Genomic DNA, 22,497 nt, shown 5'->3' with positions numbered 1-22,497 from the left:
GGCAGAATGAGCAAATTTTAAATATTATGAAGACAAAATTTGGTTGATTAACCAGGTAAAAGTGATATACTGAATGCATAAGAAAAGAAACCGTGTGGAATTACAGTTTTGTTTTCACACGGTTTTTTCGAAAATGCAAGTTAGATATTACTAACATGAGATTGGCAGTTTTCTTGAAAATGAAAAAGAGGACGGATTTCTATGAGAATATTGATTTATGGTGCAGGTGTGATTGGATCCTTGTATGCGACCTTATTCGCAGAAGCGGGTTATGATACAAGTATTTATGCCAGAGGTAAAAGACTTGAGTTTTTAAAGAAAAATGGACTGCTTTATAAGAAAAACCAGAATATAAGGCGGGCAGAAGCCACGATTCTTGGAGAATTGTCAGATAATGATGCTTACGATTTTATTTTGCTAACTGTCAGGGAAAATCAGCTATATGAAGCACTTGCTGAATTAAAAAATAATAAAAGCAACACAATTGTTACAATGGTAAATTCATTGGACAGTTATAAAAAATGGGAAGATATTGTTGGAAAAGGGAGAATATTGCCGGCTTTTCCAGGAGCAGGCGGAAGTATAAATAATGATGGTATCCTTGATGCGGCACTTACCCCAATGATGATTCAGCCGACAACATTTGCAGAAATATCAGGAAATAAATCCGAAAGGACAAAGCAGCTTTCAGAGATATTAAGGCATGCTCATATACCATATCAGAAAGTAGTGAATATGCATATGTGGCAGTTATGTCATCTTGCCATGGTGGTGCCGATTGCAGATGCATATTACGAAGCAGACTGCCCGGAAAGAGCGGGAAAAGACTGGAAGACTATGAAGAAAACAGCAAAAAGACTGAAAAGAAATTTTAGCTTTTTGCGAAAACAGGCAGGCTGTCACCTTGTAAAATGAATATTTTTCGTTTTTTACCACTGCCAATTATGACGATTATGCTTGCTGTTACATTCGAAAGTAGCTTTGGAGATAAATTTATGTATCAACATGCCAGGAAAGCACCAGATGAAATGCGGGAACTGCATAAGCAATTTTATGCTTATATGAAAAGACTAAAGGAGGCCAGATATGAAATTTTATGAAAGTGGAGACAGTAGTAAACCAGTGATATTTTTATTTCCTGGTACCTGTTGCCTGTATAGTAGCTTTGATCATATACTGGATGGATTACATTCTTATTTTTACACGGTAACAGTTTCTTATGATGGATTTGATCCAAATGAGAAAACAGAATTTTATTCAATGGAAGATGAATGCGAAAAGATTGAGCAGGAAATCAAGAAAAAGTATGGTGGAAGAATTAAAGCAGCGTATGGGTGCTCCCTTGGCGGAAGTTTTGTATCCCTTTTGATCCAGCGAAAAAGAATTCATATAGATCATGGCATCATTGGAAGCAGTGATATGGACGAAGCAGGTCGTCTTGTGGCAAAAATCAAGTCATCCATGGTAGTGCCTTTCATGTATAAAATGATACATACAGGTGCTCTTCCGAAATTTATGCAGAAAAAACTGAACAAGACAGATGAGGTTAAAAAAGAATTATATAATGGATTTTTAAATATGTTTGGAATCGGTAAAGGAGGATGTCCGTGGATTACAAAACAGAGTATTTATAATCAGTTCTATTCGGATCTGGTTACGAAAGTCCAGCATGGAATTGATGTGCCGGGAACAACTATCCACGTGTTTTACGCTACAAAGATGGGTAAAAAATATGAAAAGAGATATTGGACTTATTTCAAAAATCCGAATATTCGGAGGCACAACATGCAGCATGAAGAACTGTTTTGCTGTCATAGTGCAGAGTGGGTAGAAGAAGTAAAAAACTCAGTGGAAGGCGACAGACAATGAAAGAAAAAGTGAATGTTACAGGTGTGCCGGAAACGATGGTACAGACTCTGTATGCAAGAGCAAAAGAAACAAGAAAGAAAAATGCTAAAATAAACGACGAAATTGCAGTAGAACTTGTGAAAAATCTTGATTATGACTTTTCCAAAGCGGATAAAGATAAAACCATGAACTATGGCGTGATTGCAAGAACAATTGTATTAGACCGGATGGTTGAGCAATATTTGAAGAAGCATGAAAATGTAGTTGTTGTAAATCTTGCGTGCGGACTGGATACCAGATGTTATCGGATGAACGGAAAATATCTGCGCTGGTACAATGTGGATTTGCCGGAGACGATAAATATAAGGCGTCAGTTTCTTCCAGAAACAGGCCCGATATATCAGATTGCAAAGTCCGCAATGGATGATTCCTACGTGGATAATATCGATTATCATGGAGAAAATGTTCTGGTGATAATTGAAGGACTTACTATGTATTTGTGTGAGAAGGATATCAGAAAGATATTTTCTATTATTGAAAAATCATTTCAGAAAGTAACCGTAATGGTCGAAACCATGTCCCCATTTGTTGTAAAACATGTGAAAGAAAAATCTATAGAGGGCAGCAATGCAAAATTCACATGGGGAGTTAAGAATGGAATGGAACTGCAAAGAATTGTGTCGAAATTCTCTGTTCAGCAGGAAGTTAGTCTGGTTGAGGGGATGAAAGAACTTATGTCGATTTATCATGTGATAGATAAAATTCCAGCTGTTCGGAATATCTCAAACAAAATAATAGTTATGAAGAAACGTGGATGATACTAAGAAAACAGTATGGATAATGGGAGAAAGTTTATGGTAGAACATATAGAATTAAGTGATATACCAGAATTTTGTTTAGAAAAAAATGGTTGAAAGCACGATATGGAGAAGAGGAAGGCAACAAACTCTGGGAGCTGATTAATAGACAGTACGACAAATATCTGGAAGATCTTCCAGATTATCCTCCAGTAGAAGAATTACAGGAACTTGTCACAAAACTATTTATGTCAGGATTTGTAAAATTGGGAAAGTTTTTTAATCTGAATCGAAGTTTTGATATGTGGCTGATCAACAAGGTTTTTCAAAAAATTGGAGAAAAAGATCGAAAATTATATGCACAATATCCAGCATGCTTCTGTAATATATCAGAGCCATATGATAAAAAGAATCATGCAGCCAGATACCACTTTACACAATGTCCAAATGCAGAATTTGCAAAAAAACATAATCTGATGCATGTACTCCCACTTTTCTGTAATTCAGATTATTGGGGAATCAGCCAGATTCATGGAACTTTGATTCGACATGGTACTTGCGGAAATTCCGACAAATGCGATTATTGCGTGGTTGGATCTGAGAATCCTATGGCAAAAGAATATGAAATTATAAAAGATGAAGATGGATTTTTAGTGAGTCGAAAACTGGAATATTGAAAGAAGGTATTAGAAAGAATGTTATTGTTGTTGCAAAATGTATTATATTGTCTGTTGTATGCATTACTGATAAAATGTGCAGTGAGGAATGACGGGCGTAACTGTTTATATTTTTACCCAAAAGAATATATAGAAGAAGCACAGAAACGTGGAATTGCTGATAAAGAAACTGTAATGAAAAGATCAAAGTGGTTTATGATACCATTTTGTATCATTATATTTGTGGTTCTGATTCTGATTATTTCTGTTTGGAATCAGGTTACGGATTTTAAAACGGCATATCTTCAGGCTTGTCTTTTCCTTGTGGTTATGAACTGGTTTGATGGTATTGTGATTGACAGATTATGGGTGGGACATAGTAAAATCTGGCATATAAATGGTATGGAAGGTATTCCTTATGTAAAGCCTTGGAAGACCGTGTTGATAAAACGAGGAGCGGCTACTGTACTGTATTTGGTGGTTGCACTTGTGGTAGCAGGGATTGTGGAATTACTCGGTAAAATATGGTAATAAGATGATATAAAGAAAAAGCATGAAAAATGAAGAATATAAAAAATTGTCAATTAAAGAATTTACAAAAGCAACAGGAAGATATGAAAGTAGCCATGCTGGTATTTACGAAATGTGCAAGAAAGATTATCCGAATCCACAGGCATTTTTTGACAGTGTGAAGAGATGTCTTCGCCCAAATGGAAGGTTGGTTCTTAGAGATGTGACCAGTGACAATAAAGTATTGGTATGGCTAATGAATACATTGGAATTGCCGTTGGCAAATATATGTGGACATGGAGATGTCCAGGTGCCAACAAGAGATGCGGTCATAAAATGTTGCAAAAAAGCAGGATTAAAAGTAGAAAGATTTGAAATCCGTAAAGGTATGCGAATGCATTGTGTTGTGAGAAAACCTATGGGGAAGGCGATAGGAAATGAAAGATAAGTATCTTAGGGAAACACGAATGGTTGATTTTTCTAATCCGGCAATTCAAAAACTTATTCAAAATATGAAATGGAAGGAAATGGGTGAATTTGAAAGGATTAAGGCAATCTACAACTATGTAAGAGATGATATTTTATTTGGATATAATATTGATGACGGAATTTCAGCTTCAAAAGTACTTGCAGATGGTTATGGACAATGTAATACTAAAGGAACTTTATTCATGGCACTTTTACGTGCCTGTAATATTCCATGCAGAGTACATGGTTTTACGATTGATAAAAGCCTGCAGAAAGGAGCTATGACCGGGTTTGTTTACCGTAATGCTCCAAAAAATATTTTCCATAGCTGGATAGAAATTAATTTTGAAAATCAGTGGTATGAATTGGAAGCCTTCATTTTGGATAAAACTTATATAAAGAAGTTACAGGAACGAAATCCGGAATGTAAAGGTGCATTTTGCGGTTATGGAGTAGCAGTCAAGGATTTCAGAAATCTCATTATTGAATTTGATAGGAACAATACTTATATTCAGAGCGAGGGAATCAATCAGGATTTTGGTGTTTATGATTGTCCAGATGAACTATTGAAGGAACATCATCAAGAAATTTCAGCTTTTAAAGCATTTGCTTATAGACATATTGGAAGACACCTCATGAATTATAATGTCAGGAAGATCAGAGAACGATAGTTTTAAACTTTTAGAATGAAAATTAAATTTGGAGGGTTATATGGCAGACAAAATACAAAATGCTTATGAAACATCAAAAAATATATATGACGATGTTCTTACTCAAGGAAATATTTTCAGTAAACTGTATATTAAGTTATTTTGGAGTGGCACTGATGATAATGACATAGCACGAAAAGTTTTAGCATATGTTCCTGATGACTTTTCAGGAAATCTTCTTGATGTTCCGGTTGGAACTGCTGTATTTACGGAAAACAAATGGAGTTCCTTGAAAAATGCACATATTACTTGCCTTGATTACAGCATAGATATGCTTGGCCAAGCCAGAAAAAGACTTGGCAGTCATGCACATATCAAATGTATTCAGGGTGATGTGGGAAATCTGCAAATGGAGAATGAATCTGTTGATACTGTTGTCAGTATGAATGGTTTTCATGCATTTCCTGACAAGCAAAAAGCATTTCATGAAATATGGCGTGTTTTGAAACCAGGCGGCAATTTCATTGCCTGCTTTTATATCAAGGGAAAATCGAAACGGACAGACTGGCTGGTAAAAAATATTCTTGCAAAGAAAGGTTGGTTTTCTCCACCGTTTCAGACGGAGAAAGAGCTAAGAAATATCCTTCAAGAACTATATAAAGAAACCGATGTCCATGTTGAAGGCTCGATGGTATATTTCCATTGTGTGAAGTAATACAATGATGATGGATTTATTATAAAGTTTCAGATGATAAGTCTGGAACTTTATTTTTTGTCTAAATGGATTACCAAGGTCCATTCGGGTATGGATAAAGCTTAATTCTCATGGTAAGATATAAAAAAAGTTAGAAATGACTAACGAAGAAAATACAGCTATATGAAGGGAATGAGAAGAAATTTGAATGTGAATGAAATTGCAAATCTTGGAAGCAATGTGAAGCCTATGATTCAGAATGAGAATTGCTCGGTCCTTATGTTGAATGATACGACAGGTGAGGGAGTAATGACGATTTACAGAGTAATGCCTGGTGTGATGATTTGCTTTTCAGACATGCATATGGAACAGTGTGTATCTGAATTTGAATTGAAGAATGACAAAAAAGTATTCTGTATTGACCACTGCCGGGAGGGAAGAATTGAGATGGAGGTAAAGCCTGGTGTATTCAGTATTATGCAGGAAAATGAACTCCGTCTGGATAACAGAGAAAATCATAAAGGGACAACTTATTATCCTCTGAAGCATTATCATGGAGTCAGTATTTTCATGGAAGTTGCGGAAGTTCAGAAAGCACTTGATGAAATGTTTCATGGATTTTCCGTATTCATTGAGGAGCTGCGAAGCCAGTATTGTGCAGAAGAGAAACCTTATGTAATTCGGGGAGATAAGGAACTTGAGTCGATTCTTTCAGAATTTTACCAGAAAAACATGGCACATCCGGAGCTTGCAAAAGTAAAAGAATATTATCTGCTAAAGGTAGTGGAATTATTGTTGTACTTAAACACGATAACCATAGAAGACAGGAAAGAAGTCAGACCATATTATTACAAAACTCAGATGGAAAAAATCAAAGGGATTCATGCAAAGATCACAGGAAATCTTCAGACACGGTTTACTATGGAAGAATTATCAGCCATGTATGAAATTCCACTGACAACTATGAAAAAATGCTTTAAAGATGTTTATGGAGATTCCATTTATTCTTATCAGAAGAGATATCGCATGAATCTGGCTGCAAATATGCTGTTACAGGATAAGGCGAAAGAAATACAAGAGATCGCCTTTTGTTTAGGATATGAAAATCCGGGAAAATTTTCATCTGCATTTCGAAGTGTGATGGGGCTGTCTCCGGCAGAGTACAGATTCAGAAAGGAAACATATGATGGAAAATAAAAAAGTATCAGAAAAAAAGGACAGCTGGCTGAAAGTGTTGCTGAGCTATACCGAAGGAAGCGGGCAAAGGCTTGGAATATCTGTTATTTTATCTGTTATCAGTATTATCAGTGGACTTATGCCATATTATTGCATTTACCGTGGAATCGATTTGTATATAAGAAATCTGAATCAGGCTCCTATGCAGGAAATTTTAAGATGGTGTCTGTATGCCTTACTCTTTTACACTATAAAAATCGTAAGCTTTTCCGCATCCACATGGATATCACATATAGCAGCCTATCACATATTGGAGGGTTTAAGGCTCCGCCTGACAGACCGGTTTCTGAAAGCACCATTAGGAGATGTGGAAGGGCACAGTATTGGTGAAATCAAGAGCATTATGGTAGAAAAAATCGAAAATATGGAACCACCCATTGCTCATATGATTCCGGAAGGAAGCGGACATATCCTGCTTCCGGTAATCAGCTTTATCGCTTTGCTTACGCTGGACTGGAGAATTGCACTGGCTTCTCTTGTAACCGTTCCATTGTCCTTGGTATTTATGACGCTTACCATGATTATCAGCGGAAAAAGTTTCACTCAGTACGATGAATCCAATGCACATATGAACAGTACTATTGTGGAATACATAGAGGGCATCGAGGTTATTAAGGCATTTGGCAGGGCAGGAACCTCTTATGAGAAATATGCAAAAGCAATTCTGGATTATAAGAAATTCGTTGTGAAATGGCTGTCTTCCACCTGGATCACCATGAAAATGACATTCGCCCTGTTTCCTTCTACCTTGCTTGGAACTTTGCCTGTAGGTCTGTATCTGACGATGCATGGTCTGTTGACCATATCACAGCTTGTGCTGGCAGTCATGCTGTCCATGTCCATGGTGACATCTTTTGCAAAAATAGAGGTATTCTCTGAAAATCTTCGTGAAATGCAATATAACATCGAAAGCATACAGGATTTTCTTACGATGAAAGAATTGCCGGAGCCTTCTGTATATGCAAACATCAACAGCTATGATGTGAAACTGGAAAATGTGCATTTCTCTTATACCGGTGAGGAAAAGGACGAGGTGTTGCATGGAATTGACCTGACGATTCCGGCAGGAAGTTTTACTGCATTGGTCGGACCGAGCGGCGGAGGTAAATCCACGGTAGCAAGGTTGATCTCAAGATTCTGGGATGTGACGTCAGGCAGCATTACCATAGGCGGTGTAAATATTAAGGAAATTCCGCTGTCACAGCTTTCTGAAATGGTTAGTTTTGTAACACAGGATAATTTCCTGTTCCGGTGTTCCATTATGGAAAATATACGTCTTGGTAATCCGGCAGCATCGGATGAAGAGGTGAAGGAAGCGGCAAGAAAGGCATGCTGCCAGGAATTTATAGAGAAACTGCCACAGGGTTATGATACTCCGGCAGGGGAAGCTGGAAAACAGCTGTCCGGTGGAGAAAAGCAGAGAATTGCCATTGCCAGAATGATGTTAAAAAATGCACCGATCGTCATTCTTGACGAAGCTACTGCATTTACGGATCCGGAAAATGAGAACAAGATCCAGAAGAGTATTGAAGAACTGACAAAAGGCAAGACATTGCTGGTCATTGCACACAGACTTTCCACAATCACAGATGCAGACAAAATCGTTGTTTTGAAAAATGGCTGTATAGAAGGGGCAGGAAACCAGGAAGAGTTGATTCAGAACAGTCCGCTTTATCAGCGAATGTGGCAGGCCCATGTGGGAGCAAGGCACTGGGCAGTTGGAAGCCAGAAAGAAGGTGAAAAATCATGTTTAGTACTGTAAAAAGAATTATTGACTGGTGTGGAAGCTTTAAAAAGAATCTGTATATCGGTTTTATTTTTTCCTTTTTTTCAGGCTGGTTTGCGGCAATGCCGGTCGTATGGGCTGCATATATGATCGGGAAGCTTGTAGAATGCGAAGGACAGGGAAAAGCTGTCTCAACGGTTTGGATTGGGAAAAGTATCGTGATTCTGCTGTGCTTCATTTTTCTGCGTTTTCTGTTTGATTATCTGAGAGCAAGATTTCAGGAGTCGATCAGTTATGAATTGATTGCAAGAGACAGAATTGCAGTAGGAGATGCACTGAAACGTGTATCTTTAGGATACTTCCAGAACATGAATACAGGCACGATTCTCAATTCCATCACAACAGGCCTTCATACGCTGGAAGGAATGGGAATCCGTATGATTGATAACTTTGTAGGAGGTTATCTGAATTTTATCTGCATCCTTTTGTGGCTTACCTGTATGAACTGGAGAGTGGGGCTGATCGCAGTGACAGGTGCTGCTGTTTCTCTGATATTTCTGCTTATCATTTCAAAGTACAGTACAAGAAATGCACCGGTACTTGCAGCAGCAAACAGAGATCTGACCGGAGCAACCCTGGAATATGCCAGAGGGCTTTCTGTAGTGAAATCCTTTGGAAAAGCAGGAGCTTCCATGGATTCCATGAAAAAAGCATGCAGGGACAGCCGTGATATTAATCTGAAAATAGAATGGGGGTATATTCCTTATAATGCACTGCATCTGCTGGCGTTAAAGACAGCAAGTGTGTGTATCGTGATTTCTGCATTTTATCTGGAATTTTCAGGACAGCTGGATTTTACTTATATGATGATTATCATTCTGTTGTCATTCCATGTGTTTGGTTCTTTGGAGCCGATTGCAGACTGCGCCCATGTACTGGCAGTCATTGATGATGCCCTGGATCATTTGAATGAATTGACAAAAGAGTCCTTCATTGATGCAGATGGACAGCAGATAGAGATTACACACTATGATATCGAATTTCGAAATGTAGATTTTTCTTACGGGGAAGGGAAGGAAAGAAGACAGGTGCTCCATAATGTGAATCTGAAAATTCCGGAACATACAGTTACAGCAATCGTGGGTCCTTCCGGAAGCGGAAAATCTACGATCTGCAATCTGATTGCCCGGTTTTATGATGCAGACAGTGGAAGTGTTCGTGTGGGAGGACATGATGTGAAAGAATTTACCTGTGACAGTCTGTTATCCAACATTTCCATGGTATTTCAGAATGTATATCTGTTTCATGATACAGTGAGGAATAATATTTGCTTTGGAAAACCAGATGCAACAGAAGCAGAAATGGTCGAAGCGGCAAAGAAAGCATGCTGCCATGATTTTATTATGGCATTACCGGAAGGCTACGATACTGTAATCGGTGAAGGGGGTGGGAGCCTGTCCGGTGGAGAAAAACAGCGCATTTCCATCGCAAGAGCGATTCTAAAAGATGCACCGATTATTATACTTGACGAAGCGACAGCCAGTGTAGATCCGGAAAATGAACATCTGATCCAGACGGCCATATCGGAACTTACCAAGGGAAAAACCATTGTGACAATTGCACACAGACTGGCGACGATTGAGCAGGCAGACCAGATTCTGGTGGTGGATGATGGACAGATTGTTCAGAGAGGAACCCACAGAGAGCTTGTAGCTGTTCCTGGAAAATATAAGGATTTTGTAGATATCAGAAGCCAGTCGGAAGGCTGGAAAATCGGCTAGGGAGGAACGAAAGACATGGAAGAATCAAGAAAATTATCAGGAAGGGATCTTATTACAATAGGAATTTTCTCTGCAATTTATTTTGTGCTCAATCTGGCAGCTATGTTTACTGGATTTGTGCCAGTGTTGTGGCTGCTGTTACCGGGCGTGACAGGAATTGTGACCGGAATCCCATTCCTGCTTATGACATCTAAAGTGAGAAAACCAGGGGCAGTACTTATTATGGGAACAATTACTGCATTGCTTTATTTCGTGACTGGTCAGTTTACAGTATTGTTACTGATTACATTTGCTATTGCATGTGTATTGTCAGAACTGTACAGGGCTGTGACAAAGTATGATAACAGTTTTACACATATGATGATATCGTTTGTGTTTTTCTGTTATGGAATGCTTGGCTCTCCACTGGCAATATGGGTGTATAAAGACAGTTTTCTGGCGCAGATTCAGCAAAATGGAATGTCTGAAGAATATGTCCGATCTTTATCGGGATTGATTTCTACGCCAATGCTGATTATACTTTGCATTTCTCCAGTCATAGGAGGCGTGATTGGAGCGTTGATTGCCAAAGGTTTATTCCGTAAACATTTTAAGAAAGCAGGAATTGTCTGATGAATAAGAGAACAGTCATCAATCATCTTGATCCAAGAGCTGGGCTGTGGCTGCTTTTAATGGCAAATATTGGTATGTTCTGTCAGAAAAAATCTGAGCAGGGGAGTATGCTTTCAGGCATATTTCTCCTGCTTATGCTGGTACATGGACTATATAAGGCGGCAGGTAAAGGTATCGTTTTACTTGTTTCTTTCCACCTTTTACTAATGTATGTATTTCCGCAGTGCCCCGCATGGATGAATATGGTGTTTCCAGTTCTGATTAATTATTCATTGCGTATGATGCCATGTGTTTTGGCAGGTTTGTTGCTGCTTCGAACATCGTCCATGCAGAAAATGATCGCTGCCATGTATACACTGCATCTACCACAGGGGTTTATCATAGCAATGTCTACGACACTTCGATATTTTCCAGCTTTGAAAGAGGAGTTCGTACATATAAATGCTGCTATGAAACTTCAGAATATCTCATGGGCATCCCGCTTGGAGTGTACGGTAGTTCCATTGATCGTGTCTGCAGTCAATACATCGGATGAAATAGCAGCGGCGGCAGTGGCAAGAGGAATCGAGAATCCAGGAAAAAAGACAAGTGAAATAACACTTCACATGGGGATTTCAGACTGGTTGATAATGATTTTGGTAACATTTGGAATTCTTATAGTGGTGATCGCAGGATAAAGGAAATGATAAAGTTTGAAAATGTAAATGTAACAATACAAGAGAAAAGAATTCTGTCAGACGTGAATCTGGAGATACAGGATGGAGAGTTTGTATTGATATGTGGGGAAAGTGGATGTGGAAAAACCACAATGACAAAACTGATTAATGGATTGATTCCACATTTTGTGAGGGATGTCAGCGTAGACGGAACGATTACGGTTTGCGGGAAAAATGTTGCAGAGATGCCTATGTATGAAATTGCAGAACTTGTAGGGTCTGTTTTTCAGAATCCAAGAACTCAGTTTTTTTATACGAATTCTAATGCTGAGATGGCATTTGGTCTGGAAAACAGAGGCGTGGAACCGGAATATATACGAAAAAGAATTAAGAATACAATAAATGAATTAGATATAGAGAAGCTGGAAGATCGAAATGTATTTTCCATGTCAGGTGGTGAGAAACAGCTTCTTGCGTTTGCATCAGTATATGCCATGAATCCGCAGATTTATGTGCTGGATGAGCCGTCGGCGAATCTGGATATAGCAGCTATGGAAAAGCTGAGTGAAAGAATGAAGGTAATTAAGGAGAAGGGACATACTGTAATTGTGGCAGAACACCGTCTGGCATGGATCCAGAAATTCGCAGACAGAATTATTTATATAAAAGAAGGACGTATAGAACAAGAATTTACGTCAGATGAGTTTAAGGCTTTGTCTGATCTGAGACGAGAACAAATGGGACTCAGGAGTATCATTCCTGAACAGATACAGATCCCGGAGATTACAGTAAACTCAGAAGACGCAGTACTTCAGGTTTGCAACCTTTCAGGTAAGAGGAAGAAGCAGATGATTTTTGAAAATATCAGTTTATCTGCCGGAGAAGGGGATATCATTGGTATTACAGGAGAAAATGGTGCAGGAAAATCTACGTTTTGTAATTGTTTGTGTGGCTTGCTTAAACCAAAGAATGGTGAGATTTTGTATAAAGGAAAAAGATTATCAGAAAAAGCGAGGACAAAATTATTTGGTATGGTCATGCAGGAAGTAAACCATCAGTTGTTTTCAGACAGTGTAAAAAATGAATGTCTGCTTGCAAATGAAGAGGCCTCTGAACAAAAAATCAGGGAATTACTTGAAAAATTCGACTTGGAAGAGTATGCAGAATATCATCCGATGATATTATCGGGTGGACAAAGACAGAGGCTTGCCATTTGCCAAGCAGTTATGGGTGGAAAAAAGCTGCTTATTTTCGATGAACCTACCAGCGGGTTGGATTTTAAGCATATGTGTCAGGTGGAAAAATTGATGAAACAATTGTCAGAAGAAAAATATATTATTATAGTTGTAACACATGACTATGAGTTTTTGAATCGAACTTGTAAGGGGTATATTAGAATAAATAGTTGATTTTTAGGAAAGGAAAACGAATTAAAGGAAGGAATTACTGATAAAAGTAATTCATAAATTTGTGGTAACTGTTCAGAGCCCCATTGAGCCATAAGCTTTTTGAGCAAAAGGAAAACCGGGGATTTTACTCCTCGGTTTTCTGGCTGTTGTGCTTCAGTCTTCAACTTGAAAAATATCTTCTACAGGCACTTTCAGGTAATGTGCCAGCCGGATTGCAATCTCAAGAGAGGGATTACGTTCTCCACGTTCGATGCGGCCTATAGTCTGGCTGCAGGAACCTATGGCTTCAGTCAAATCTGCTTGAATGAGATTCCGTTCTTCACGAATATCTTTTAGTGTATTATTGATTGCCATTCAATCACTTCCTTTGCTTATTGTTATCAGCAGGATCATGAACCTGCTGTTGAAATTTAATGGAATCCCGGAATTTCTGCACCTTTGCATTTTCCGATTACTTTTCCAAAAATCTTAAAAGAGTCAGATTCGAAAACCTGGATAGGACGATATTTTTGATTTAAAGAAATCAGATAAACACCATCTGGCTCATCGTGTAAGAGTTCCATTGGCACGACGAATATGCGACGTTGAATTTCTTTCGGTTTATCTGCAAAAGTATCGGTAACTTGGGAAATGGAGAAATTGAAAAAATGGTCACACGCTTGAAAAGCATAGATCAGAAAGCAGTGGAGAATCATGTGAATGGTGCTGTTTGGGCATTTGATTATGATAAGATGTTCTGTGTATTGATGGAAAATGAAATTTGCCGAAAGGTGTGTGAAAAGAATAAATATAATAGTTGGACGAAGCTGATTGGACAGTATTGTGTTTCAATGGCTTAAAGATAAAGAAAGTTGCTGGAGAGAAAAAATATTCTCCAGCAACTTTGTCTTTGATGAATAAAGGTCAATTTTTTATTTAACTATTCTCACTATTATTTGATTCAGTGATTTTTTTCTTCTTTGGAGAAACCAGTTTATGACCGGAATAAATGGACATGCCCATACATTATGCGACATACGGCTTGTACCAGAATGGCAGAAAAGAGAATAGACGTAAAAGTTCTTCAATATATTATGGGACACGCCCACATAGATGTAACAATGGACGCATATAACCATGTAAGTGAGATGTCCAGAATTGAGAGTGAAATCACAAGGCTGGAAAGCGTAGCAATTAGCTGACACCAAAAATTAGCACTCACATCTTGATAATGGAAGGCGATTTTTGTCTGGTATTGTAAAGTAGTGTCAGATCTGTCGTAAATTTGTGGGCAAAAATGATAAGAAATTTTGCTATGGTGGAAGCTTATGTAAATGAAAATATGTGAAATGCCAGAGATTTTTATGAAAATCGTTGGCGCTGATCCTTCCGGTCGGATGGAAAATGGATTAATGTGAAGAGTTTTAGATAAAAAATAATTCTAAAAAGTATATCTTTATAATGCAAGAGTATGATATAATTGGCTGTGAGTACTAAGAACTAAGGAAAAACCGTGTATGCTAAATAAAAACGATTTCTTAAAATATGCTTCAAAACTAGCCTTTCCAATCATGATCCAAAATCTGATCGGAACTCTGGTAAACATTGCCGATACGGTAATGCTTGGATATGTAAGCCAGACTGCCATGTCGGCGTCATCCCTTGCGAACCAGTATACTTTTATTCTTTTCTGTTTATATTATGGTATGGCCACGGGTGCTTCCGTTTTATGTGCACAGTACTGGGGAAAAGGTGATAAAAAGACAGTAGAAAGAATTCTTGGTCTGGCGGAACGAATCTCACTGATCGTTTCCCTCGTGTTTTTTGTGATTTCCTTTTCTATGCCAACTACGATCATGAAGATCTTTACAAGCAGTCCGGATACGATTGCTGCCGGCAGTGAATACTTAAGAATGATTTCATTTTCATTTATGTTTATGGGATTCTCTCAGGTTTTTATGAGTGCCCTTCGAAGTATCGGAAAAATAATGCTGCCCTCTGTCACGTACATTGTTTCGCTTTGTGTCAATGTAATTTGTAATGCCACCTTTATCTTTGGTCTGTTTGGACTTCCAAAGCTTGGCGTTACCGGTGTGGCTCTTGGTACTGTCATTGCCAGAATCACAGAAGTACTGATCTGCCTCGTCTACTCATTAAGAAGTTCCGATGTCAGATTCCGTATAAAATACTTCTTTGCGAAATCAGGTATTCTGTTCCAGGACTTTATGAAAATTGCTACCCCGGCTGTAATAAATGATGTTGTCTGGAGTTTTGCCAGTTCAGCATTCGCAGCAATCCTCGGCCATATTGGAGATGATATGGTTGCCGCAAATGCGGTTGCTGTTATGGTGGTAAATATTGGCGCGATCGCCTGTCGTGGTTTTGCCAATGCGACTACTATCATTGTCAGTCAGGAACTTGGTAAAGACAATATTGATGCAGCAAGAGAATATGGAAAGCGTATGCTCAGAATAACAATGGTTGTAAGTCTGATCGGATGCGTCATTATTCTGGCACTTCGTCCTCTGATACTGGATTTCTATCGGGATAAACTGACAGAGACGGCCATTTATTATCTTGGCATTTTTATAATTATGACAACCTGGCGCCTTGTGGGAGAAGGCATCAATACCTGTCTTATATGCGGCTGCTTCAGAGGTGGTGGTGATTCCAGATTTGGAATGATCATAGATTCCATATTTATGTGGCTTGTTGCAGTTCCACTCACCTTCCTTGCTGCATATGTCTTAAAATTGCCGCCTATCTGGGTATACTTTGTAATGACTCTGGATGAGTTCGAAAAAATGCCCGTGGTCTTCATACACTATATCAGAGGTAAATGGCTCACAAACATTACCAGAGATTTGGATTAAACAAACACCTTCAGACTATAATAAAATAGCTTGAAGGTGTTTTTTTTACAAATCAGCTTCTGAAATAAAACATATTATCAAATTTATAAGTCGCTATTACTTTTAATATCTTAAACTTTTTGTGGATTTATATGGATTTGCCTTGGAATATGGTATAGTAAATAAATGAAGGTAAATGAAATGGAGATATAATACAGGTTATGACAAAAATTTTAATCATAGAAGATGAAATACGTCTGGCAGATGTTTTATATGATTGGTTTCACAGTAAGAACTTTCAGGTAACTGTCTGCCATGATGGAATATCCGGATATGAGACCGCATTAAAAAATTCTTATGATGCAATTATTTCAGACGTAATGCTGCCAGGAATAGATGGCTTTTCCATAGTAAAAAATTTGAGGAGTATGAAAGTTAGGACACCGGTTATTATGCTTACGGCCAGGGTGGAACTACAGGATAAATTGCAGGGATTTGATGCAGGTGCAGAAGACTATCTTACCAAACCTTTTGAAATAGAAGAACTGGATGCACGTGTAAAAGTCCTGCTAAGGAAAAATGAAAAGGGAAAGGAAGAGGAAGAAGAAACCGGGGAGCGGCCAGATTTTGTACTGGAAAAAAACAGCCGTATATTGAAAAATTCGGTTGGAAATAAAAAGGTGAAATTATCAGGAAAAGAATATACACTGTTGTCTTATTTTGTGGAAAATTATAATCAGATATTGTCTAAAGAGCAGATTACGGTTCGAATCTGGGGATATGACACAGATGTAGAATACAATAATGAAGAGGTATATATTTCTTTTCTGCGCAAGAAGCTGAAATTTATTGAAACGGATACAGTGATTGAGACAGTCAGAGGTGTCGGGTATCGTCTCAGAGGGAAAAACGATGAAACAGTTTAAGAAGAAAATCATGGGACTTCTTCTGTTGATTTATATGATTGCGGCAATATTCATTCTGGCACTTTTGAATTTTTCTTATGTGCAGAATAATAAGAACAGTATTTCCAGGATTTTGAACATGAAATTTCAGATTGTATCCGATCAGAACGGAAATAAACAAGAGGAAGTTCCAAAGGAACAGGAAAGAATTAGTGGTGCCAGAAGTGAAAAAGTAACAGTAACGGAGCAAAAAGAAGACAGCTATGTCAAAAAGAGTTATCTTGTAGCCAAAGCAGAGGATGGGACATTATATGTTAAAAATATGCTGCCGGATACTGGATTTTCAGAAGAGGAGATCATAGAAACAGCAGAAAAATTTCTGGAAACGAAAAAAACATCTGGGAGTTATGAAAATTATCAGTTTGAAATTTCTGTTCATAAAGGGGAATTGCTCATTGCCTTTGCGGATATCACATCTCTAAAGATGGAAGAGCAGAAATATTTCATTTTCTCATTGCTGGTAGCTTTCGTTTTAGGAATATTATGGATTTATCCGGCATGGAAAATTACAGGAAAAATAGTTGCACCCTTAGAGGAAGCAAACCGTTTGCAGAAAGAGTTTGTACTGTTTGCAGGACATGAACTGAAAACACCGGTTACAGTTATGAAGGCAAGTCTGGATATGCTTGAAAGAGAAGGAATTCACAGCAAATATCTGGATTATGCGGCAGAAGAAAATGAAAAAATGCGCAAACTGGTAATAGAGCTTCTGGACTATTCCAAAATGGAGTATCAGGAAGAAAAAAGTTTCCGGGAGAGCGTAAATTTCAGCCAGTGCATAGAGGGGATTTCTCTGGAGTTTGAGGCAATGGCTTTTGAAAAAGCGGTTATACTGATAACTGATATACAACAGAATCTGGTTATTGACGGCAACAAAGAAATGCTGGAGAGAATGGCAGAAACCCTTCTGGAAAACGCAATCCGGCATACAGAGGCCGGAAAAGAAGTAAAGATTGTCCTAAAGAAAGACGAGAAAAAGGTACGGCTGTCTATGGAAAACCAGGGCGAGGCTATTCCAGAGGAAGAACGAAGAAGACTTTTTGAAAAATTCTATCATGATTCAAACCCGGAAGAGGGGCATTATGGATTGGGTCTGGCTATTGCACAGTCAATTGCTGCAAAGCATCATACAGAGATAACAGTGATAAGCGAGAATGGATGGAACTGTTTTATAATAGACTTTCCGTTTTTTTACAGAAAATAAAAGATTTGTGAAAACCTTGTGAATTTGCTTGGAAATTTATTTTTTCAAGGAATTTTCAAGGTTTTTCTCATATAATCGTGTCCGTAAAAAAATTCTGATTAAGAAAGGGGCACAGTCAATGAAAAGAAAGCAGATAACTGCAATGATAACAACAATGACAATGGTGCTGGGAATCACAGCATGTGGAGCAGGAAACGTAAGCGCAGAGCAGGAGAATAAAGAACAGACAGAAATTGAAAGTATCTTAAATATTTCAAACAACGATGAAATTACATGGAGTTATGACAGTCAGTCAGATTCCTGGACAATGTCTGTAACATGCGCAGTTGCAAATCCGGAGCTGCCGGATTATCAGGGCGTTTCTGTAAATGTTCCTGGTGCATATGTAAAAGGAATTGATACAGATGGGGACGGAACGGAGGATGTAACAGGGAAAACTTATTCGGAAGAAGTAAATGGACAGCTCGTGATTGATGATAGTGCCAAAATTACGAATGCAAACGGACAGACCTATACTGCATCTACAGCACCGGTTATTATAAATACAGGAGCAGCAGGTTACAGTGCACAGGAAAATCAAAAGGCATCTTCCGGCAATGCGGCATATGGATATATCAATGTGGCATGTGGAAACCGTGGCAAACAGAGTACGGCAACGGATGAGAATGGGGAGGAATATTATACTGGTGATGCACCGCTCTGTCTGGTAGATCAGAAAAATGCAATCCGTTTTGTAAAGTATAATATCATTCTTGGAAACCTTCCGGGAAATACAGAATATTTCGTGTCTACGGGAGGTTCCGGCGGTGGAGCACATGCTGCAATGGTAGCAGCAACTTCTGACAATTCGGATTATTTCCCGTATGAAGTAGAAGCAGGGGCAGTTGGAATCTATCAGAATGAAGATGGGACGTATTCGGAGACCATAGGATCAGAGAACACTGAAATTTCAGATGGAGTATGGGGATGCGTTGCATACAGCGCAATCACTTCTTTACAGGAAGCAGATATGGCAATGGCATTTGAATATTATCTTGATACGGATTATGAATTTAATACGGATTTTCAGAAAAAGCTGGCAGAATGCCTGTCTAAGGAATATATGGAGTATATCAATGATCAGAATCTGAGTGTCAGCGAGTCGGCAGTGGATATTGATATCAATGGAGATGGGGATAAGGACGATGTAGTGGATCTGACGATAGAATATGATGTGGAAAAATATGCAGATACCAACGGATACGGTGGAACTTATCTTACGCTTTATCTGAAAGAATTTGAAAAAAATCTGGAATGGTATCTGGAAAATCTGGATTATGCAGATGACTGGACATGGTTTGACAGTGATGGAAATGCACTGAGTGATGAGAGTGTGTCACAGATGACAACAGAAGAGAAAGCTCAGGCATTTCTGGAAGGACGATATGCCAAAGGAGAATCCGGACAAAATGCAGGTCCAGGAGACGGAATGCCAGATGGAAATGGTCCGGATGGAAATGAAATGCCGGGTGAAAAGCCGGACGGAATACCGGATAGAAATGACTCAGATGGAGAAAAGCCGGATGGAGCACCAGCCGGAAGCATGCCAGGTGGAGAAACTTCGGACGGCAATGCTCAAGATGACCTGGTTACAAGTGGAATGGGAGATGAGGTCGGAACTCCGGATGCCGGAACTACACAGTCTGCAGGTACAAAAACAGATTCTTCAAACTACAGCAGTTATGAAGAAATGCTGGAATCTTATGAAAGTGATATCGCCTCTATCGAGGATGGTGACAAATACGGAAATAATATTGTAGACCTGTATAATCCAATTAACTATATTGGAGATGAAGATACAGAAAGCCCGACATGGACCAGAATTGTAATGGGTGCATCCGAAGGTGATATGTCTCTATTTGCGTCTATGAACATGCAGATTGCATGGCTTAACAGCGGAACAGATGCCAAACTGGAATGGCAGTGGGATGGTGGACATGTTCCGTCTGAAATTTTGGGGGAATCACTGGCACTTTATGTTGATGAAATGTATGGACAATATGTGGAAGGAGCTGTGGAAGTAACAAAAGCAGCGGCGCAGACTCAGACAGAAAACGGAACTGCCACAGAAGCAACAGGAACAAACATCAGCAGTTGGGTATCTTATGAGAATGGAGAGGTGAATTTTACTCTGAAAGATGCAGCTTCTTACAGAACAAAAGGAGCCAGCAAAGCAACTCCGGGGTTTGATGTTATGGATTATGGGCAGGAAACCTATGAATTTGGTTCTTCGACACAGGATGCGAGACATTTTGACAAGTATGTGTTGAAGGTACTGCAGGAAAATGCGGAAACGTTAAGTGAACTGTTTAATTCTGAAGAAAAATAACAGTAAAACGAAAGAATGTTATTCGGTTATGAGCAAGTAGCGAAGCGGATTGCGAATATCCGCTTGATAGGAAGGTGATGAGGTCGTGGAATGCGATCTCATTATTATATGTGAACATGAAATAGCAGTAGGCAGAATGAAAGAGTTGGGGTAAAATAAGAACATATCTTTACAGCGCAGGCGGAGTGTCCGAAACAATAGAAGCTGCAAGGCTAGATAATCAGAAGAATACATTGAAAAACAAGCATATGCGGGAATGATACGAATCGTATCACGTATGTGAAAGAGCGTTTCTTTCATAGTTTTAAGCTTTTTGATAGGGTGGATGTACAGCCTCTGCTGTATAAATAAGCCAAGGCAGGTCGATAAGATATTAATGATATATGGAAATGATAAATCATTGGGAAATGGTTTATGGAAAGGGGACGGAAAATGACAGAAAACAGTTACAAGACACCCTGTGGCTGCATCCATTATTTTGTAAATATAATGGATAAACAGAGAATTACGTTAGTGTTCTTGCCGGGACTTACAGCAGATCACAGACTTTTTGAAAAGCAGATAGAATATTTTGAGAATAAACAGAATGTGTTTGTATGGGATGCACCATCACATGCATTATCCAGACCATTTGCAAATAGCTACAGACTATCTGACATGGCAGAATGGCTTTATAAAATTCTGGTAAAAGAAGAAATTTATAATCCCATCATTATCGGTCAGTCTATGGGTGGATATCTGGCCCAAATGTATATGGAATTATATCCGGATAAGATAACGGGGTTTATCTCCATTGATTCTGCACCGCTTCAAAAGTCTTATATGACTGCAGTGGAGATATGGCTTCTTGAAAGAGTAGAGCCATTATATAGAATATATCCATGGAAAGCTCTTCTTAGGGCTGGTTCAAGAGGGTGCTCTGAGACGGACTATGGTCAGAATCTTATGCGAAAGATGATGATGGCCTATGACTTAGATCATAAAGAATATGCAAGGCTAGCCGGTTTTGGGTACAGAATGCTTGCCGAGGCAATCAAAGCAGATTTACCATATCATATCAGTTGTCCGGCATTACTTATCTGTGGAGAAAAGGATAAAGCGGGCTCAGCAAAAAGCTATAATAAGAAATGGCATCAGAGGGAAGGTTTACCGCTTAAATGGATAAAGAATGCTGGTCATAATTCCAATACTGACCAGCCGGATGAAGTGAACAGACTTATAGAAAAATTTATCAGCGAGATAGATAGGAAAGGAGTGCCCGGATGAAATTAAATATACAGTGGAAAAAAGTATTATATGGAATTGCATTGATAGTTATTGGTATAATATTGGCTGCTCTGCATTTTATTGTGGCTGGAAAAGGTATCGGATTCTTGGTAGTTGCCTTAGTAGTTGTTGGTTTTGTATTCAATGCGTCCGGCGTAAAAGACGTATTGTTACAGTTATTCAATAAGATTATTGGAGCATAAAATTAGTATTGCTATTGTGCGGACATTTGCATATAATAAAGATAGATGGAAATACTACTCACGAAAGGAGATGTTTTATATGGCTACAAAATCAGCAAATTTATATGCAAGGATTGAACCAGATGTTAAAGAAAAAGCAGAAAGTATCCTGTCTACACTTGGTATCCCTGCTTCCAGTGCTATCAATATGTTTTATAAACAGATTATCTTACAGAGAGGACTTCCGTTTGAAGTAAAAATACCATCTGCCAGACCTGTTGACATCAGCACATTATCAGAAGCAGAGTTCAATGAAGAATTGGAGAAAGGATATGCGGATATGCAGGCTGGACGGACCAAAAATGCGAAGAAAGCCTTTGCTGACATTCGCAAGGATTATGGCTTATGATATATGAAGTAGAAGTATCCGAACAGGCTGACAGTGATTTGAGAGGAATTTTTGAATAACTGCGCGTCGCATTCTCGTTACTTCCAGTGATGAGTTAGACGCGCAAATTTTTTTACAAAACAACAGAACAAATGTTTACATAAAACCAATACATATGGTATGATATTTATATGGACTTAAATGTATTTTTAACTTCCAGTTGGCAAGAGTAAATTCCAGTCTCATAGAA

General features: G+C 38.6%; 23 protein-coding genes and 2 pseudogenes. 23 read left to right on the top strand and 2 right to left on the bottom strand.

Annotated elements, in window-relative coordinates; all coding sequences use genetic code 11:
- Positions 1–201 precede the first annotated feature (201 nt).
- From LI074_RS05010 to LI074_RS04945, 14 genes and pseudogenes are all read left to right on the top strand, one after another.
- A pseudogene (locus tag LI074_RS05010) lies at positions 202–1,100 on the top strand (ketopantoate reductase family protein).
- The gene (locus LI074_RS05005; RefSeq protein ID WP_173681504.1) at positions 1,087–1,869 is read left to right on the top strand and encodes a hypothetical protein; all 783 of its coding nucleotides are present in this window, start codon (positions 1,087–1,089) and stop codon (positions 1,867–1,869) included. Before LI074_RS05010 ends, LI074_RS05005 begins: the two are co-directional and overlap by 14 nt.
- Positions 1,866–2,666, top strand: coding sequence for a class I SAM-dependent methyltransferase (locus tag LI074_RS05000; protein WP_173681505.1), 801 nt, complete (start codon positions 1,866–1,868; stop codon positions 2,664–2,666). Before LI074_RS05005 ends, LI074_RS05000 begins: the two co-directional genes overlap by 4 nt.
- 74 nt (positions 2,667–2,740) lie before the next feature.
- Positions 2,741–3,322, top strand: coding sequence for an L-2-amino-thiazoline-4-carboxylic acid hydrolase (locus LI074_RS04995; RefSeq protein WP_173681506.1), 582 nt, complete (start codon positions 2,741–2,743; stop codon positions 3,320–3,322).
- Between the two features lie 18 nt (positions 3,323–3,340).
- The gene (locus LI074_RS04990) at positions 3,341–3,832 is read left to right on the top strand and encodes a hypothetical protein (RefSeq protein ID WP_173681507.1); all 492 of its coding nucleotides are present in this window, start codon (positions 3,341–3,343) and stop codon (positions 3,830–3,832) included.
- A gap of 22 nt (positions 3,833–3,854) precedes the next feature.
- Positions 3,855–4,259: a methyltransferase domain-containing protein gene (locus LI074_RS04985; RefSeq protein ID WP_173681508.1), complete on the top strand. Its 405-nt coding sequence runs from the start codon at positions 3,855–3,857 to the stop codon at positions 4,257–4,259.
- The gene (locus tag LI074_RS04980; RefSeq protein WP_173681509.1) at positions 4,249–4,950 is read left to right on the top strand and encodes a transglutaminase-like domain-containing protein; all 702 of its coding nucleotides are present in this window, start codon (positions 4,249–4,251) and stop codon (positions 4,948–4,950) included. Before LI074_RS04985 ends, LI074_RS04980 begins: the two co-directional genes overlap by 11 nt.
- Before the next feature lie 40 nt (positions 4,951–4,990).
- Positions 4,991–5,644: a class I SAM-dependent methyltransferase gene (locus LI074_RS04975; protein ID WP_173681510.1), complete on the top strand. Its 654-nt coding sequence runs from the start codon at positions 4,991–4,993 to the stop codon at positions 5,642–5,644.
- A 162-nt stretch (positions 5,645–5,806) separates the two neighbouring features.
- Complete coding sequence (locus tag LI074_RS04970; protein WP_173697811.1) at positions 5,807–6,820, top strand: helix-turn-helix domain-containing protein; 1,014 nt, start codon at positions 5,807–5,809, stop codon at positions 6,818–6,820.
- A complete protein-coding gene (locus tag LI074_RS04965; protein ID WP_330594069.1) occupies positions 6,807–8,621 on the top strand; it encodes an ABC transporter ATP-binding protein in 1,815 nt (604 codons plus the stop codon). The genes LI074_RS04970 and LI074_RS04965 overlap by 14 nt, the downstream gene beginning before the upstream one ends.
- Positions 8,606–10,366 carry an ABC transporter ATP-binding protein gene (locus LI074_RS04960; protein ID WP_173681512.1) on the top strand — a complete coding sequence of 587 codons (1,761 nt, stop codon included), beginning with the start codon at positions 8,606–8,608 and terminating at the stop codon, positions 10,364–10,366. Before LI074_RS04965 ends, LI074_RS04960 begins: the two co-directional genes overlap by 16 nt.
- A gap of 15 nt (positions 10,367–10,381) precedes the next feature.
- The gene (locus tag LI074_RS04955; RefSeq protein WP_173681513.1) at positions 10,382–10,978 is read left to right on the top strand and encodes an MptD family putative ECF transporter S component; all 597 of its coding nucleotides are present in this window, start codon (positions 10,382–10,384) and stop codon (positions 10,976–10,978) included.
- Positions 10,978–11,655 carry an energy-coupling factor transporter transmembrane component T gene (locus LI074_RS04950; RefSeq protein WP_173681514.1) on the top strand — a complete coding sequence of 226 codons (678 nt, stop codon included), beginning with the start codon at positions 10,978–10,980 and terminating at the stop codon, positions 11,653–11,655. Before LI074_RS04955 ends, LI074_RS04950 begins: the two co-directional genes overlap by 1 nt.
- Positions 11,656–11,660: 5 nt before the next feature.
- A complete protein-coding gene (locus tag LI074_RS04945) occupies positions 11,661–13,043 on the top strand; it encodes an ABC transporter ATP-binding protein (RefSeq protein WP_173681515.1) in 1,383 nt (460 codons plus the stop codon).
- A gap of 153 nt (positions 13,044–13,196) precedes the next feature.
- Here the strand turns inward: LI074_RS04945 and LI074_RS04940 are convergent, their stop codons facing one another.
- Positions 13,197–13,397, bottom strand: coding sequence for a helix-turn-helix transcriptional regulator (locus LI074_RS04940; protein WP_173681516.1), 201 nt, complete (start codon positions 13,395–13,397; stop codon positions 13,197–13,199).
- A 293-nt stretch (positions 13,398–13,690) separates the two neighbouring features.
- On the opposite strand from LI074_RS04940, the gene LI074_RS04935 reads away from it, so the two are divergent.
- Positions 13,691–13,882, top strand: a complete 192-nt coding sequence (locus tag LI074_RS04935; RefSeq protein WP_243868772.1) for a hypothetical protein — start codon at positions 13,691–13,693, stop codon at positions 13,880–13,882.
- A gap of 76 nt (positions 13,883–13,958) precedes the next feature.
- Here the strand turns inward: LI074_RS04935 and LI074_RS17335 are convergent, their stop codons facing one another.
- Positions 13,959–14,039, bottom strand: a complete 81-nt coding sequence (locus LI074_RS17335) for a hypothetical protein (protein WP_241355600.1) — start codon at positions 14,037–14,039, stop codon at positions 13,959–13,961.
- A gap of 5 nt (positions 14,040–14,044) precedes the next feature.
- Between LI074_RS17335 and LI074_RS04930 the strand changes: the two are divergent.
- From LI074_RS04930 to LI074_RS04895, 8 genes and pseudogenes are all read left to right on the top strand, one after another.
- A pseudogene (locus tag LI074_RS04930) lies at positions 14,045–14,224 on the top strand (tyrosine-type recombinase/integrase); the annotation flags it as partial.
- Between the two features lie 315 nt (positions 14,225–14,539).
- Positions 14,540–15,895 carry an MATE family efflux transporter gene (locus LI074_RS04925; protein WP_173681517.1) on the top strand — a complete coding sequence of 452 codons (1,356 nt, stop codon included), beginning with the start codon at positions 14,540–14,542 and terminating at the stop codon, positions 15,893–15,895.
- Between the two features lie 200 nt (positions 15,896–16,095).
- Positions 16,096–16,800 (top strand): response regulator transcription factor, encoded by a 705-nt coding sequence (locus tag LI074_RS04920; RefSeq protein WP_173681518.1) that lies wholly within the window; start codon positions 16,096–16,098, stop codon positions 16,798–16,800.
- Positions 16,787–18,043 carry a sensor histidine kinase gene (locus LI074_RS04915; protein WP_173681519.1) on the top strand — a complete coding sequence of 419 codons (1,257 nt, stop codon included), beginning with the start codon at positions 16,787–16,789 and terminating at the stop codon, positions 18,041–18,043. Before LI074_RS04920 ends, LI074_RS04915 begins: the two co-directional genes overlap by 14 nt.
- 118 nt (positions 18,044–18,161) lie before the next feature.
- Entirely contained in the window at positions 18,162–20,411 is a 2,250-nt protein-coding gene (locus LI074_RS04910; RefSeq protein ID WP_243868770.1) for a hypothetical protein, read from the top strand.
- A 432-nt stretch (positions 20,412–20,843) separates the two neighbouring features.
- Positions 20,844–21,677, top strand: a complete 834-nt coding sequence (locus LI074_RS04905; RefSeq protein WP_173681520.1) for an alpha/beta fold hydrolase — start codon at positions 20,844–20,846, stop codon at positions 21,675–21,677.
- Positions 21,674–21,880, top strand: a complete 207-nt coding sequence (locus tag LI074_RS04900) for a hypothetical protein (RefSeq protein ID WP_173697810.1) — start codon at positions 21,674–21,676, stop codon at positions 21,878–21,880. The genes LI074_RS04905 and LI074_RS04900 overlap by 4 nt, the downstream gene beginning before the upstream one ends.
- A 79-nt stretch (positions 21,881–21,959) precedes the next feature.
- Positions 21,960–22,268 (top strand): type II toxin-antitoxin system RelB/DinJ family antitoxin, encoded by a 309-nt coding sequence (locus LI074_RS04895; RefSeq protein WP_028087852.1) that lies wholly within the window; start codon positions 21,960–21,962, stop codon positions 22,266–22,268.
- The last annotated feature ends 229 nt before the right edge of the window (positions 22,269–22,497 follow it).

The organism is Blautia sp. MSK18_10 (assembly GCF_020553185.1).
GTDB lineage: Bacteria > Bacillota > Clostridia > Lachnospirales > Lachnospiraceae > Blautia_A > Blautia_A wexlerae.
Note: the sequence above shows the minus strand (reverse complement) of the source record. Positions and strands in the feature narration are given on the sequence as shown.